This window comes from Mesorhizobium subarcticum, assembly GCF_055456085.1.
In genome coordinates, this window is the sequence record NZ_CM144237.1 from 900,020 (window position 1) to 915,615 (window position 15,596).

Consider the following 15,596-nt stretch of genomic DNA (forward strand, 5'->3'; position numbering starts at 1 on the left):
ATGCAGCCTGCTGAACTCGATCTTGCCCGGTACAGTGTGCGGCTCGACAGCGAGACCGATTTTGCCGGCTGGCGCGACGCGGCCCGGCGGCTGGCGCTGAACGAGGTCCGGCCCGAGGACATCAGCTGGCACGTGGCATCCGACTCCGATCATGCTGATTTGCCGGCCGCCCCTGCAGGCGCGCAGCTCGTCGTGCCGCGTGATTTCATCAGGCACGCTGAAACCGCCTTCTGCCATTCCGACCCCGGCCGGTTCGCCTTTCTCTACCGGCTGCTGTGGCGGCTGCGCACCGAACCCAAGCTGCTGGCGATCGCATCGGATCCCGACACCAGACGGCTCGAGGCGATGGAAAAGGCGGTGCGGCGCGACAGCCACAAGATGCATGCCTTCGTGCGCTTCCGGAAGATCGGCGACGGCGCCGATGAGCGCTATGTCGCCTGGTTTGAGCCCGATCATTTCATAGTCGAGCGCAACGCGGATTTCTTCGTCAGGCGTTTCACCGGCATGCGCTGGACCATATTGACCCCTTATGCCTCCGCCGATTGGGACGGCGAAAGGCTGGCCATCGGGCCGGGTGCCGCCAAGGGCGACGCGCCCGATCAGGACGACACTGAAGCGCTGTGGCGTACCTATTTCGAGAACATCTTCAATCCGGCGCGGCTGAAGGTGAAGGCTATGCAGAAGGAGATGCCGAAGAAATATTGGCGGAACCTTCCCGAGGCCTCGCTCATTCCAAACCTGATCGCAGGAGCGGACAAGGCCGCCAAAGACATGATTGCAAAGATGCCGACCACGCCCGCGCCGCACCACGCCAAGGTGCAGGCAAAGCATTGGCCGAAGCAGGCAGCCGAAGTACCTCAGGATGAGGCCAGCACCATTTCCGAATTGCGCGAGGCAGCGAAAGGCTGCCGCCGCTGTCCGCTGTGGCGTGACGCCACGCAGACCGTATTCGGCGAGGGCCCTGACAATGCCAAGGTGATTTTCGTCGGCGAACAGCCTGGCGACCAGGAAGACCTCGCCGGCAAACCTTTCGTCGGCCCGGCGGGCAAGGTGTTCGACGCAATACTGGACGATGCTGGCGTGGATCGGCAAAAAGTCTACGTCACCAATGCGGTCAAGCATTTCAAATTCGAGCCGCGCGGCAAGCGGCGTATCCACTCCAAGCCGAATACCGGTGAGGTGCAGGCCTGCCGCTGGTGGATCGACCGGGAATTCGCGCTGATCAAGCCTGAGCTTGCGGTGGCATTGGGTGCGACGGCCGCGCTGTCTTTGCTCGGCAAGACAATCCCGGTGACGAAAATGCGCGGCCAGGTGATCGAGCGGGACGATGGACTGAGGGTTTTCATCACCATTCATCCGTCCTTTATCCTGCGCATTCAGGAACCGGCGGAGAAGGACGCGGAGCGTGAGCGGTTTCTGCAGGATATGAAGCAGGTCAAGCGGTTGATGGCTGCCTGATCTGCCTAACGGACGAGAATGGCCCTCAGATCGTTGACGTTCGTGCCGGTCGGGCCAGGCACAAACAGATCCCCAATCGCATCGAACGCCGTCCAGGCATTGTTGCCGGCCAACATCGCCTTGGCATCCACACCCGCCCCACGCATGCGCGATACGGTCGAGCCGTCGGCGAAGGCGCCGGCATTGTTTTCCGAGCCATCGATGCCATCGGTGTCAGCGGCCAGGGCGTGGATGCCTTCAACGCCGTTGATGCCAATGGCGAAGGCGAGCAGGAATTCCGAATTACGGCCGCCCTTGCCTTTTGCCCGCAAGGTCACAGTCGTCTCGCCGCCGGACAAGATCAGCACCGGCTTCGAAAATGGCCGGTTGCGGGTCGCGACCTCACGCGCAATTGCGGCGTGGACGCCGCCAACCTCGCGCGCCTCGCCTTCAATCGCATCGGAGAGGATGACGGCCTCGATGCCTTGGCGCATGGCTTCGGCCGCTGCCGCTTCCAGCGATACGCCGGCCGAGGCGATCAGATGGACCTCGTTGCGCGAGAAGCGCTGATCATCGGGATTGGGTGCATCGGCAGCCGGCGAATGGATATGCGCCATCACCGAGGCCGGCAGCTTCATGGCATAGGCCGATATCGACGCCAGCGCATCTTCACGGTTGCCGGTATCCGGAACCGTCGGGCCGGAGGCGACAAGGGCCGGATTGTCACCGGGAATGTCCGACACAACCAGCGACACCACTTTTGCAGGCCAGGCGGCGACCGCCAGCCGGCCACCCTTGATGGTGGAAAGATGCTTGCGGATAGTGTTCATCGCCGCGATCGGCGCGCCGGAGGCGAGCAGCGCCTCGTTGACGGCGATCTCGTCGGCCAGCGTCAGGCCGGCGGCCGGCGACGGCAGCAATGCCGAGCCGCCGCCCGAAATCAGCGCCACGACCAGATCGTCCTCAGTGAGACCCTGGACCTTGGCGAGCAGGCGCCGCGAGGCTTCGAGGCCCGCAGCGTCCGGTACCGGATGCGCGGCCTCGATGATCTCGATGCGCTCGCATTTGGCGCCATAGCCGTAGCGCGTAACGACCAGCCCTTCGATCGGACCATCCCAGACCTTCTCGAAGGCGGCTGCCATCTGTGCTGAGCCCTTGCCTGCGCCGACGACGATGGTGCGGCCCTTTGGTTTCGCCGGCAGATGATCCCTGATGGTCCGCTCCGGATCGGCCGCGGCGACGGCTGCATTGAAGATCGAGGTGAGGAAGGTCTTGGGGTCGAGCACGGTCATTCGGTTTCCGCAGCCAGCGCCAGCCCACGCTTGTCGATGCTCAGATGATCGCACAGCGCATCAACCACGACGCCGTGATCCTCGCGTTCCGGCAGGCCGGACACCGCGATCACGCCGATGACGCCGGCGCCCTTGACGGTGACCGGAAAGCCACCGCCGGCCAGCACATAATCCGCTATGTCCAAGCCTTCACCGACCTTGAAGGTGCGGTCGGGGCGCTGCTGTTCCAGCACAAGACGGTAGGTGCTTCTGAGGAACCGCCTGACGACATTGATCTTGCGCCGCGCCCAGTCGGGATTGGAAGCGTTCGAACCCGGCATTGCGGCGTAAAACAGCGGCCGGTCCCACAGCCTGATGTCGACGATGACAGGCAGGTTTTCGGCCAATGCGCGATCGCGGATGGCGGAACCGATCTTGAAGGCAACAGCCTCGTCAAAGGCGGCAAAGAACAGGACTTCTTCCTGTTTGCGGATCAGAGCGATGTCGTCAGCAACGGCCATGTCGTTCCCCTGTCAACTTCGCCGCACGCTTTGACCGATGGCTGCCGCGGGGTCAAGCAATGAACGCAGTTGACGCTCTAAATCGCCATATCGCTCTTCGCCGCTCGCCCTGCGACATAGACCTCGCGCACGGCGCGGTCGTCGCCCAGCGTCTGCAGCAGGAACAATTCCTGCGCCAGCGTCTGCGCCGTTTCCATCCTTAGCCGCATCGCCGGTGTTGCCCTGGCATCGAGCACGACGATGTCGGCGTCGGTGCCTTCATCCAGCGTGCCGATCTTGTCGGCCACCGACAGCGCTTCGGCATTGCCGCGCGTCATTTGCCAGAAGGACTGGAACGGGTTCAGCTTCTCGCCGTTCAGCGCGATCACCTTGTAGCCTTCGTCCATGGTGCGCAGCATCGAGTAATTGGTGCCGCCGCCGACATCGGTGGCGGCGGCGATCCTGAGCGGCTTGTCGCGGCGGCGAAAGCGCTGATAGTCAAACAGGCCGGAGCCGAGGAAAAGGTTGGAGGTCGGGCAGAACACTGCCACCGAGCCTGAGTCCGAAAGCGCATCGGCTTCGCGCTCCGACAGATGGATGCAGTGGCCGAACAGGCTCTTTTTGCCCAGCAGCCCGTAATGCTCGTAGACGTCGGTATAGTCGCGCGACCACGGATAGAGTTCCTGGGTGAAGGCGATCTCGGCGTGGTTTTCCGACAGATGCGTCTGCATGTGCAGGTCGGGATGTTCGCGGCAGAGCGCGCCGGCCATCTCCATCTGTTCCGGCGACGAGGTGATGGCGAAGCGCGGGGTGATGGCGTAGTGCTGCCGGCCCTTGCCATGCCATTCCTTGATCAGCGCCTTCGTATCGTCATAGCTGGATTGCGGCGTGTCGAGCACGCCTTCGGGCGCGTTGCGGTCCATCATCACCCTGCCGGCGATGTTGAGCATGTTGCGGTCGTGCGACTCGGCAAAAAAGGCTTCCGCCGAGGCCTTGTGCACGGAGCAATAGGCGGCGACTGTCGTCGTGCCATGGCGCACCATCTCGTCAAGGAACAGCCGGGCGATGCGGCGGCCGTGCTGCGCGTTGGCGAATTTCGTTTCTTCCGGGAAGGTGTAGGTGTTCAGCCAGTCGAGCAGCTCGGCGCCATAGGAGGCAATGATCTGCATCTGCGGGAAATGTACGTGGGCATCGATAAAGCCCGGCAGCAGCAGATGCGGCCGGTGATCGATTTTTTTTGTTCCCTCACCGGCCTGTTTCTCGACATCCGCATAAGCGCCAGCGGCAACGATCCTGCCGTCGCGGATCAGCAACCCGCCGTCTTGCTCGTAGCGCCAGGCCGAATGGTCATCGATGGTTTGCGGCCAGCGCACGAAGGACAGCGTGCGGCCGCGCAGAAGTGTCGAAATCATGCTATTTCCCTGCGCCTTCGAACCAGGCCACCAGTAGCTCGCGTTCCTTGTCGGTGATCTGGCTGACATTGGCGGGCGGCATGGCGTGGCTGCGGCCAGCCTGCAGATAGATCTCGCGGGCGTGGTTGGCGATATCGGCGTCGGTGTCCAGCATCACCCCCTTGGGCGCGTGATAGATGCCTTCATAGACCGGTTCGGCCGCATGGCACATCGAGCAGCGGCCAAGCACGGTGTCGCGCACGGCCGGGAAATGCGCCGAGGCTATGTAGATATCGGCCGAGGCGGCGGCCTTCGGTTCACCGGTCAGCACTTTTGGCACGGTCGACAGCCAGATGATGATGATGAACAGGACCAGGGCGCCGAGCCACGTCCAGTGCGGGTTGCCGGCACGCTTGTGCACGGTGTTGAAATAATGCCGGATCAGCACGCCGATGATGAACACCAGCGAGGCGATGACCCAGTTGAACTGGGTGCCGAACGCCAGCGGATAGTGGTTCGACAGCATCAGGAACAGCACCGGCAGCGTCAGATAATTGTTGTGAAGCGAGCGCTGCTTGGCGATCTTGCCGTATTTCGGATCGGGTTTGCGGCCGGCGATGAGGTCGGCGACGACAATCTTCTGGTTGGGGATGATGACCATGAAGACATTGGCCGACATGATCGTGGCGGTGATGGCGCCCAGATGCAGGAAGGCGGCGCGGCCGGTGAACAGGTGCGTCAGCCCCCAGGCTATGAACACCAGCACGCCGTAAAGCACCAGCATCAGGCCGGTGTCGCTTTTGCCAAGCGGCGAGCGGCACAAGAGATCATAGACCACCCAGCCGACGCCGATTGTCGCCATCGACAAAAGGATGCCTGTTGGCACCGACATCGGCAGCACATTGGGATCGATCAGGAATAGGTCGGCGCCGGCATAATAGACGACGCACAGCATGGCGAAGCCGGACAGCCAGGTGGCGTAGGATTCCCATTTGAACCATGTCAGATGCTCCGGCATTTCGGCCGGCGCCACCAGATATTTCTGGATGTGGTAGAAGCCGCCGCCATGCACCTGCCACTCCTCGCCGAAGGCGCCGACAGGCATGCCCGGACGCTGGCGCAGGCCAAGATCGAGCGCGACGAAATAGAACGACGAACCGATCCAGGCGATGCCGGTGACGACATGCAGCCAGCGCACGGCGAAGCTCAGCCATTCCCAGAAAATCGCGAAATCCATCATTGAAGTCGTCCCTGCCGATTGGCTGACTTTACGGTTTGGCGCGCAAACGGAAAGAGGCGAGGTGTACGATGACTTTCAAAAAAAAATGGAAAATACTAAGCTCACCCCACGCAGCAGGATGGGAGCCGCCCGAAGGCGGCCCTGGGAAAGCCACGGAACCGCATGGCCTATCTCGACAACATCGCCGTCTTCGTTCGCGTCGTCGAACTCGGCAATCTGTCAGCGGCCGGGCGCGACATGCGCATTTCGCCGGCGGTCGCCTCCAACCGCATCAAGGAGTTGGAGAAGCATCTGGGCGTGCGGCTGTTTAATCGCACGACCAGACAGTTGATGCCGACCGAGCATGGCACGGTGTTTTACTCGGGCGCCAAGCAGGTGCTGGAGGCGATCACCGAAGCGGAGGCGGCGGTCTCGGCATTGTCCGGCCAGCCGCGCGGTACCATCAAAGTGACCGCACCGCTTGGCCTCGGCCGTCGGTTGGTGGCCTCGGGCATTCCCGATTTCCACGACAAATATCCCGATATCGAGGTGCGGCTCAGGCTCTCGGACCACAATGTCGACATCATGAAGGAAGGTATCGATGTGGCCTTCCGGCTCGGCATCATCGAGGATTCCAGCCTCAGGATGCGCGGCATCATGGAATGCGAGCGCGTGCTGGTGGCCGCGCCGAAATATCTGGAGGCCCGCGGCGAACCGTTGGAGCCGCAGGAACTGATCGGCAAGAAGCATGATTGCCTGATGCTGCGCTATTCCGGCGCGCGTGAATATGTGTGGACGCTGCAGACGCCCACCGGCCCGCAGAAATTCGAGGTGCACGGACCCTACGACACGGACGATGGCGACGTGCTGACCGGCTGGGCGCTGTCGGGGCGCGGCATCATCAACAAGCCGCGCTTCGAGGTCGAACCCTTCATTCGCGACCGGCGGCTGCAGGTGATCCTGGCCAACACGCCGCCGACGCCGGTGCAATTCGCCGCCGTCTATCCCCACAAGAAGCTGCAGGACCCGAAGGTGCGGCTGTTGCTCGACTTCATGGCCGAGCGCTGCCAGCGGCTGATCAATGACCTTCTGGCTGGCAAATAGAGGCTGACCTGAAAGTGATAGCTGGCCGGCACGTGACCAGCGGTTGGCCCAGCGCCAGCGGTTGCCATCCCTGGAAGCGGCGAACATAGTCTCGGTTCTGTTTCGCCTTGCAGGGATTATCGATGGACAACGGCGCCACAATGCATCTTGCCGTTTCGCTGGTTGCGGGAACCGCGGATCCATCGCCCGAGCCGGAATTCAGCCGTCTTGCTGGTCTTGTGCAAAAGGCCGAAGCAGCCGGACTGGACATGGTGCTGCTTGCCGATTCCGCTCCAGCGTCCGGTGGCAAGGCAGAGAACAGGCCAATGCACTTCGAAGCGACGACCTTGCTGGCCGCGCTAGCGACGGTGACAAGCAAGATCGGCCTCGTCGCCGCGGCCTCGACCATTGCCCACCAACCCTACAATCTGGCGCGCCGTTTCGCCTCGCTCGACATCATCAGCCATGGCCGTGTCGGTTGGAACGCCACAATTGCACAAAGCCCGCGCGAAGCGGACAATTTCAGCCGGCCGGATGGATTCTCCGAGGACGATTTTCGTCGCCGCACAGAGGAGTATATCGGCATTGTTCAAGGCCTGTGGCAGGGCTGGGATGCAGATGCTCTGTTGTTCGACAAGAGCGGCGGCCACTTCCATGACCCGGGAAAGATGCACTTGTTAGACCACAAGGGCGAATTCTTTTCGGTGCGTGGCCCGCTGAATGTTGCACGATCGCCCCAGGATACGCCGGTGCTGGTGGTGTCCGGCCTGTCGGTATCGGATCTGGATATTGCCGTCCGCACCGCCGATGTCATCCTGTTGGACGACGAACCTAACGAGCGCGCGAAAGCACGCTACGACGATCTCAAGCGCCGCATCGCCGCCTGCGGGCGCGAGCCGGATGCCGTAAAGGTGTTGACGAATCTCTCGCCCTTCATTGAAGCCAAGCCAACCGCCATCGCCGACAAGCTGGCAGACCAATTCCAGTCGAAAAGCTGCGACGGATTCAACATCCAGCTGCCGGCACAGCGTTCGGCACTCGGCGAGTTCGCCGATCTTGTCGTGCCGGAGCTGCGGCGGCGCGGCCTGTTCCGAGAGAATTATCGCGGCACGACGCTGCGCTCGCATCTTGGGCTCGCCAATGGAGGTCGGCAATGACCGCGCAGATGAAGCTCGGCGCCTTCCTGTGGGCAACAGGCCACCACATTGCCGCCTGGCGTCACCCAAAAGCGCATGTGACCGCCGGCATCGATATCGACCACTACATCCAGCTGGCGCTCACAGCGGAAGCGGCGAAGTTCGACATGATATTCTGCGAGGACGCCGCGGGCCTGCGCGAAGCCAATATCGAGATCGCCAGCCAGACCTCGCGCTCGATCGGCTTCGAGCCGATCAGCCTGCTTTCTGCGCTGGCCGCGCAAACCAGCCGCATTGGTCTCGTCTCCACCGCGTCGACAAGCTACAACGAGCCCTATGGCCTTGCGCGCACCTTCCTGTCGCTCGACCATCTGAGTGGCGGTCGGGCCGGCTGGAACCTGGTCACCTCAGCCAGCCCCATCGAAGCCGCCAATTTCGGCGCGACCGGGCTCAAACCCCATGCCGACCGCTACGAACGGGCGCGAGAATTCGCCGAGGTGGTCACCGGCCTTTGGCGCGGCAATGCTTCCGGCCATGACGGCCAGAGCTTTTCGGTGCGCGACCCGCTCGACCTGCCGCGGTCGCCGCAGGGCGCGCCGGTCATGGTCCAGGCCGGCGCCTCGGACGTCGGCCGCGATCTTGCCGCCCGCACAGCAGACGTGGTCTTCACGGCGGCGCAGACTTTCGAGGAAGCAAAGGCCTTTTATGACGACCTCAAGGGGCGCATGGCCGCCTATGGGCGTGAGCCGGATGACATCAAGATCATGCCGGGCGTTTCACCCGTGGTGGCGGAAACCGAGGCAGAAGCCCGCGAGAAACACGAGGAATTGCAAGCGCTGATCCCCGACGATGTCGGCGTGGCGCTGCTGTCCAGCTATCTCAGCATTTCCGATCTAGGACGCTATCCGATCGACGGGCCGCTGCCGGAGCTGCCGGAGAGCGAAGGCATGAAAAGCCGGCAGGCCCTGGTCGTCGAGCAATCGCGCCGCGACGGCCTTTCCATACGCCAGCTTGCCCGCCACTTCGCCGGCGCGCGCGGCCATTGGCGTATCGTCGGCACAGCGGCGCAAGTCGCCGACGAATTGCAGGCGCGGTTCGAAGGTGGTGCTGCCGACGGGTTCAATGTCATGCCGGCTTATTTCCCGGGCGAACTCGATGCCTTTGCCACGCTGGTCGTACCGGAACTGCAGCGGCGCGGCTTGTTCCGCCGGGAATACGAAGGCAACACACTGCGCGAGCATCTGGGCTTAAAGCGACCGGCCTGAGTCGGCAGCTTCTACGCTTCGTCCATCATCCGGGCCGTGCCGGAAACCCTGATCGAGCTGCCGATCTCGGGCGAAATATCGGCATGCAGACGCGAGCGCATGCCCATGTCCTCGCCTTGCACGATATCGATCGCGCCGCCATGCGGCCAGGCGATGTCGCGCAGATAGCCGGCAAAGGCAGCCGTCGATGCTCCCGTCGCCGGGTCCTCATAGACGCCGCCCGAGGCAAAGGGATTGCGCGTGTGGAACAGCCGCGGCGTTTCGGCATAAGCAAGCAGGATCGTTACCAGCCCATTGCGCCGCATCAAGGCTTGGCCGGCTTTCAGCTCGTAGCGCATGGCGGCCAGCGCCTCGCGTGACTTGAGAGCCAGCACGAGGTGGTCGGCGCCGCCATGGATCAGCGCCGCCGGAATGGCCGGATCGAGATCGCTTGGCGAGTAGCCGAACAGTGCCAGCGCCTCCGTGATCAGCTCTGGCGGAGCCGGCCTGCTTTTTGTCGGCGGTGACTGCAGTGCGGCGGCGACGTTCGCCCCATCGCGGAACCCTTCGACGGTGATGCTGGCCTGGTTGAGGGTCAGCGGGAAAATCCCGTCGCCAAACTGGCGAACCAAAGCCGCTCCCAAGGCGATGGTGGCATGACCGCAGAAAGGAACTTCGGATTCCGGCGAAAAATAGCGAACGCGCCAGTTATCCCCATCCGGCGCGGCAAAGGCGGTTTCGGAGAAACCGACCTCCGCCGCCAGACGCTGCATTTCGGCCGCATCGGGCAAGACATCGCAGATCAGCACCCCGGCCGGATTGCCGCCGGTGTCGCCATCCGAAAAGGCCGCGATTTTCAGAACATCCATATGTCTTCGCCTCATGCCGCAATGCAGCGTGGATAGCGCAAATGCGCGGTTCGGGCGATTGAAAACACAAGCCGGCGATGGCTAACCAGCCATCGCCTTGTCCTGCCGGACCTGGTGGTCGGCATTTGATTCCGCGTTGTGAACGACCAGCGCCGTCATGATCTCGGCGGCGGCGAGCGCGGCGATCACCGGAGGGCGCTTGTCCTTGACTGCATCACCGCCGATCGGCGAGACGAGGCGGGCAAACGCCGCTTCCGTGCCTTCAGCCGACTTCAGGAACCAGTTCCTGAACGTCGCCTTCTTGGTCTTCGAGCCGATCATGCCGACATAGGCCGCGTCGTCGCGTTTCAGCGCTTCGGCGACGATCAGGAAATCCAGCGCGTGGTCATGGGTGAGGATGGCGAAGGCGGTGCCGGCGGGCGCCTTGCGTATCTCGGCCTCGGGCATCGGGGTCAGCCGTGTCTCAACGGTTTCCGGCATCCCCTCCAGCGCCTCGGCCCGCGTCTCGATGACGACGCCGTGCACGGGAAGCAGCGCGATCGTCGATGCCAGCGCCTGGCCGACATGGCCGCCGCCGAAGATGTAGACATGCGGCAGGTGTGCCTCTTCGGCTTCCGCCGTCTCAACCAGCTCGGCAGAGAGCGTGGCATCGACAAGTCGGATCAAGACTTCGACACGCCCGCCACAGCATTGGCCGATCTCCGGCCCGAGCGGCACGTCGAGTGTGGCGCAGACTTCATCGACCTCGATGCGGGAGCTCGATTGAAGGCGGCTGACCAACCCAAACCGGTCGGACGGCGCCACCATCTGCCGGGCCTTGTCGATGGCCATATATTCAAGCTGGCCGCCGCCGATCGTGCCGAAAATCGCCGTTTGCGAGACGAGCATGAAGGCGCCCTTCTCACGTGGCGTCGAGCCCTTGGTGCCGGCCACTTCGACCAGCGCAAGCCGGCCGGCGCTGCCGAGAAAGGCTTTCAGGCTTTGCACTTTCGAGTTCATCGTCTGCATTCTCACCCGGGGAATATAGCGTTTTCAGGCTCGATTTGCACGTTTTGGCTCAATCAGGACGGCTCTGCGGCTTCCCGCTTCAACCTTTCGATCGCCATCAGCACCCGTTCCGGCGTCGCCGGCGCATCGAGGCGCGGACAGATCCTGTGGTCGGCGACACTGGCCACCGCGTCCGACAGCGCGTGCAGCACCGACATGCCGTGCGGCAGCGGCGGCTCGCCGACCGCCTTGGAACGATGGATGGTCGGCTCATAGGCCTGCGACCAGTCGGTCAGCGCCACGTTGAAAATCTTCGGCCGGTCGGAGGCCAGCGGGATCTTGTAGGTCGACGGCGCGTGCGTGCGCAGCCGACCCTTGTCGTCCCACCACAGCTCCTCCGTCGTCAGCCAACCCATGCCCTGGATGAAGCCGCCCTCGACCTGACCAATGTCGATCGCCCGGTTCAGCGAGCGGCCGCAATCGTGCAGGATGTCGGCGCGCTCAACGACATATTCGCCGGTCAGCGTATCGACGGACACTTCGGAGCAGGCTGCGCCATAGGCGTAGTAGTAGAAGGCGTGGCCCTGGCCCTTGCTGCGGTCCCAATGTATCTTCGGCGTCTTGTAGAAGCCGGCGGCCGAGAGCTGCACGCGTGCAATAAACGCCTGCTTGACCAGATCGTTGAAGCTGATTTCCTGGTTGCCGACGCGAACCCGGTTGGGCAGGAACACCACCTGATCGACCGGCACCTGATATTTCTCGGCAGCGAAATCGGTGAGCCGCTTGCGAATTTGCCGCGCCGCATCCTGCGCCGCCATGCCATTGAGATCGGCTCCTGAAGACGCCGCTGTCGGGGCCGTGTTCGGTACCTTGGCGGTGGTGGTGGCGGTGATCTTTACCCTGGCGAGATCGATCTGGAACTCTTCCGCAACGACCTGCGCCACCTTGAGGTGCAGGCCCTGCCCCATTTCCGTGCCGCCATGGTTCATATGCACCGAACCGTCCGCATAGACATGCACCAGCGCGCCGGCCTGGTTGGACTCGGTCTTGGTGAAGGAGATGCCGAACTTCACCGGGGTCAGCGCCAGGCCGCGCTTGATGAAGCGGCTGTTGGCGTTGAAGGCCTGGATCTCGCGCCGCCGCCGCGGATAGTCGGCGCTTTCCTCGAGTTCGGCGACGATGCGTTGGATGATGTTGTCTTCGACCTTCTGGTGATAAGGCGTGACGTTGCGCGCGCCGATCGCCTCCATCGGGTCATAGAAATTCAGCTTGCGGATTTCGAGCGGATCCTTGCCGACGGCGAAGGCAACCTCGTCGATGACGCGCTCGGCGCCGACCATGCCTTGCGGGCCGCCGAAGCCGCGAAAGGCCGTGTTGGAAACGGTGTTGGTGTAGAGCGGCGCCGATTTGGCGTGGACGTTCGGATAGAAATAGGCGTTGTCGCAATGGAACAGCGCACGGTCGCCGACCGGACCGGACAGGTCTGCCGAGAAGCCGGCATTAAGGGCGAACATGAAGTCGACGCCGAGGATATTGCCCTCGTTGTCGAAGCCGACCTCATAATCGATGGCGAAGTCGTGCCGCTTGCCGGTAGCGGTCATATCCTCGTCGCGGTCGAGCCTGACCTTGACGGCCCGTTTATGCTTCTTGGCCGCGATCGCGGCGATTGCCGCGCACTGGTTGGCCTGTGTTTCCTTGCCGCCGAAGCCGCCGCCCATGCGGCGGACTTCGACGGTCACCGCATGACTTGGCACGCCGAGCACATGGGAAACGAGATGCTGAGTCTCGCTCGGCCCCTGGGTTGAGCAATAGACCGTGACCTCGTCGTCTTCGCCCGGCACGGCCAACGATACCTGACCCTCGAGGTAGAAGTGGTCCTGTCCGCCGAGCTTCATCCGCCCCTTCACGCGACGAGGCGCCGCAGCGATCGCGGCGGCCGCGTCGCCGCGGCGCAAGGTCAACGGCGTGGTAACCAGCCTGTCCTGGAGCGGGTCCAGCGGCCAGATGCCGAGAATGGCTGGAAGCTCTTCATATTCGATCCTGGCCAGACGCGCGGCACGGCGCGCCGCGTCCCGTGTTTCGGCGATGACCGCGAAGATCGGCTGGCCGAAGAACTGCACCTTGCCTTCCGCCAGCACCGGGTCGTCATGCATGTTGGAGGGCGAAACATCGTTCTCGCCGGGCACGTCGGCGTAGGTCAGCACATCGACGACGCCGGGTGCGGCCCGCACAGCCGAGAGATCGACTCTCTTCAAGGTGCCATGCGCGACCTTCGACAGGCCGAGGCCGGCATGCAGCGTGCCTGATGGTTCCGGCATGTCGTCGATATAGACGGCGGCGCCGCTGACATGCTTGTGCGCGGAATCATGCCGTTGATCAGTGGCAACGCCGCCGGTGATCTTTTCGGGCTTGAGATTTGATGTGGCGTGCTTGTTCATCAGGCCGCCTCGTTGCGTGACACCTGGAAGGGTGCCTTGGTGCCGGTGGTTTCGACAAAGAAGCGCAGCAGCAGGTTTTTCGCTGCCAGAGCCCGGTATTCGGCTGACGCCCGCATGTCAGTGAGCGGGGTGAAATCCCTGGCGTATTCATCCATTGCCGTCTCGACCGTCGCTTCGGTCCAGGGCTTGCCGCGCAAGGCGCTCTCAACCGCTGTCGCCCGCTTCGGCGTGGCCGCCATGCCGCCATAGGCGATGCGCACATCGGCGACCGTGCCGTCCTTGGCAAGCGTCAGGAAAAAGGCGCCGAGTGCCGCCGTGATGTCCTCGTCGCGGCGCTTGGTGATCTTGTAGACGGCGAATTTCGTGTCCTTCGCCGGCACGGGCACGTGCACCGCCTCGACGAATTCGCCCGGCTGCCGGTCCTGCTTGCCATAAGCGATGAAGAAATCCTGCAGCGGGATGGTGCGCCTCTTGTTGCCCCTGCGCAGCGTGAGCCGAGCGCCGAGCGCGATCAAGGGTGGCGGCGTGTCGCCGATCGGCGAGCCGTTGGCTATATTGCCGCCGATGGTGCCCATGTTGCGCACTTGTTCGCCGCCGATACGGTCGAACAGCGGGCCCAGCGCCGGGATGCGTTTGGCGAGCGTCGAGAAGGCTTCGGTGTAGGTGACGCCGGCGCCGATCGAGATGACGCCCCTGTCTTCCGAGATGGTGCAAAGCCCGTCGAGATTGCCGATGAAGACCACCGGCGAGATGTCGCGCATGTGCTTGGTCACCCACAGGCCGACATCGGTCGAGCCGGCAACGACGGTGGCGCCGGGTTCCTTGTCGAGCACTGTGGCGAAATCGTCGACATTGGCCGGCACGATGAGCCGCGCCTTGGCTGAACCGATCTCGACCCGCGCGCCGTCATGCATGCCCTCGAGCCGGGCCGTGATCGTCTTGCGCTCCGCCGCCAGTGGATCCTTTGCCGCCTTGCCATAGCTGGCAATGGCGTGCGCGGCGCGCATGATCGCCTCGTAGCCGGTGCAGCGGCAGAGATTGCCTTGCAAAGCCTTTTCGATCGCCGCGTTCGACGGGTCCGGCGATTTCATCCACAGGCCGTAGAGCGACATGACGAAGCCCGGCGTGCAGAAGCCGCATTGCGAGCCGTGGAAATCGACCATCGCTTGCTGGACAGGATGCAACTGGCCAGGCTCGCCGCGTAGATGCTCGACCGTCACGACATGGGTGGCGTCGAGCGAACCGAGGAACCGGATGCAGGCATTGACGCTTTCATAGACTAAGCCGCCAGCCGAGAGTTTGCCGACCAGCACGGTGCAGGCGCCGCAATCGCCCTCGGCGCAGCCTTCCTTGGTGCCGCGCAGCGAACGGTCGTGCCGCAGCCAGTCGAGCAAGGTCGTATCAGGCGCCATCGATGAGAGCACAACATCGCTGCCGTTCAGGATGAAGCGAATCTCGTTGCGAATGGAAATCTTGGCCATGGTTCAGCTCCCCCTGTAGGTCGAATAGCCGTAGGGCGAGATCAGCAATGGCACATGATAGTGCACGGCGTCGGCCATGCCGAAGCGGATCGGCACGCTGTCGAGGAAGGCGGGATTAGGCAGCTTTGTGCCCTGGCCGCGCAGATAGTCGCCGGCGGCGAACACCAGTTCGTATTCGCCGGTGCGGAATTCGCTGCCTGCCAGCAGCGGTGCGTCGCAACGGCCGTCGGCATTGGTCGCGACCGTCTTCAGATGTGTTCTGGCCGAGCCATCGAGACGATAGAACGCGATTGACAACCCGGCCGCCGGCTTGCCGGTCGCCGTGTCCAGCACGTGGGTCGTCAGGCGCCCGCCATCGGCTTTCGACGTCTCTGCCATTGGCCGCCTCCCATCCAGGTACATCAGAACAATAGTGATGAATTGTGCGCCAATTAAAGGCGATGCATAAGTCCCGGTCGAGCGGAGTGCGACAAAAACACTTTCAAAAATTTTCGGGGGAATGCGAGAAGCACCCTTTCGATATCCTGATCACACTTTCGG

At 63.2% G+C, this 15,596-nt stretch carries 13 protein-coding genes; 4 read left to right on the forward strand and 9 right to left on the reverse strand.

The genetic code is table 11. From position 1 onward, the window contains the following. Window positions 1–1,458 (forward strand): UdgX family uracil-DNA binding protein, encoded by a 1,458-nt coding sequence (locus tag ACZYHG_RS04135; RefSeq protein WP_464612662.1) that lies wholly within the window; start codon window positions 1–3, stop codon window positions 1,456–1,458. A gap of 5 nt (window positions 1,459–1,463) precedes the next feature. Here ACZYHG_RS04135 and ACZYHG_RS04140 read toward each other — a convergent pair whose 3' ends face one another. The 4 genes from ACZYHG_RS04140 to ACZYHG_RS04155 form a co-directional block, all read right to left on the reverse strand. Then, the gene (locus tag ACZYHG_RS04140; RefSeq protein WP_464612663.1) at window positions 1,464–2,729 is read right to left on the reverse strand and encodes a glycerate kinase type-2 family protein; all 1,266 of its coding nucleotides are present in this window, start codon (window positions 2,727–2,729) and stop codon (window positions 1,464–1,466) included. Beyond that, the gene (locus ACZYHG_RS04145; RefSeq protein WP_464612664.1) at window positions 2,726–3,229 is read right to left on the reverse strand and encodes a heme-degrading domain-containing protein; all 504 of its coding nucleotides are present in this window, start codon (window positions 3,227–3,229) and stop codon (window positions 2,726–2,728) included. Before ACZYHG_RS04145 ends, ACZYHG_RS04140 begins: the two co-directional genes overlap by 4 nt. Window positions 3,230–3,306: 77 nt before the next feature. Then, window positions 3,307–4,620, reverse strand: a complete 1,314-nt coding sequence (guaD, locus tag ACZYHG_RS04150) for a guanine deaminase (protein ID WP_464612665.1) — start codon at window positions 4,618–4,620, stop codon at window positions 3,307–3,309. A 1-nt stretch (window position 4,621) separates the two neighbouring features. Further along, window positions 4,622–5,839 (reverse strand): urate hydroxylase PuuD, encoded by a 1,218-nt coding sequence (locus tag ACZYHG_RS04155; protein ID WP_464612666.1) that lies wholly within the window; start codon window positions 5,837–5,839, stop codon window positions 4,622–4,624. Window positions 5,840–6,001: 162 nt separating this feature from the next. Between ACZYHG_RS04155 and ACZYHG_RS04160 the strand changes: the two genes are divergently transcribed. The 3 genes from ACZYHG_RS04160 to ACZYHG_RS04170 all read left to right on the forward strand — a co-directional run bounded on the left by ACZYHG_RS04160 (window position 6,002) and on the right by ACZYHG_RS04170 (window position 9,302). Further along, window positions 6,002–6,922 (forward strand): LysR family transcriptional regulator, encoded by a 921-nt coding sequence (locus ACZYHG_RS04160; protein WP_464612667.1) that lies wholly within the window; start codon window positions 6,002–6,004, stop codon window positions 6,920–6,922. 122 nt (window positions 6,923–7,044) lie between these two features. Further along, entirely contained in the window at window positions 7,045–8,058 is a 1,014-nt protein-coding gene (locus ACZYHG_RS04165) for an LLM class flavin-dependent oxidoreductase (RefSeq protein ID WP_464612668.1), read from the forward strand. Continuing rightward, a complete protein-coding gene (locus tag ACZYHG_RS04170) occupies window positions 8,055–9,302 on the forward strand; it encodes an LLM class flavin-dependent oxidoreductase (RefSeq protein WP_464612669.1) in 1,248 nt (415 codons plus the stop codon). Before ACZYHG_RS04165 ends, ACZYHG_RS04170 begins: the two co-directional genes overlap by 4 nt. Window positions 9,303–9,313: 11 nt before the next feature. Here the strand turns inward: ACZYHG_RS04170 and ACZYHG_RS04175 are convergent, their stop codons facing one another. The 5 genes from ACZYHG_RS04175 to uraH form a co-directional block, all read right to left on the reverse strand. Then, a complete protein-coding gene (locus tag ACZYHG_RS04175) occupies window positions 9,314–10,150 on the reverse strand; it encodes a PhzF family phenazine biosynthesis protein (protein ID WP_464612670.1) in 837 nt (278 codons plus the stop codon). Between the two features lie 81 nt (window positions 10,151–10,231). Then, entirely contained in the window at window positions 10,232–11,149 is a 918-nt protein-coding gene (gene xdhC / locus ACZYHG_RS04180; RefSeq protein WP_464612671.1) for a xanthine dehydrogenase accessory protein XdhC, read from the reverse strand. Between the two features lie 62 nt (window positions 11,150–11,211). Continuing rightward, the gene (gene xdhB, locus ACZYHG_RS04185) at window positions 11,212–13,575 is read right to left on the reverse strand and encodes a xanthine dehydrogenase molybdopterin binding subunit (RefSeq protein WP_464612672.1); all 2,364 of its coding nucleotides are present in this window, start codon (window positions 13,573–13,575) and stop codon (window positions 11,212–11,214) included. Then, window positions 13,575–15,056 carry a xanthine dehydrogenase small subunit gene (gene xdhA / locus ACZYHG_RS04190; protein ID WP_464612673.1) on the reverse strand — a complete coding sequence of 494 codons (1,482 nt, stop codon included), beginning with the start codon at window positions 15,054–15,056 and terminating at the stop codon, window positions 13,575–13,577. Before xdhA ends, xdhB begins: the two co-directional genes overlap by 1 nt. A 3-nt stretch (window positions 15,057–15,059) precedes the next feature. Continuing rightward, on the reverse strand, window positions 15,060–15,434 hold the full coding sequence (gene uraH, locus ACZYHG_RS04195; RefSeq protein ID WP_464612674.1) for a hydroxyisourate hydrolase: 375 nt from the start codon (window positions 15,432–15,434) through the stop codon (window positions 15,060–15,062). Window positions 15,435–15,596: the final 162 nt, after the last annotated feature.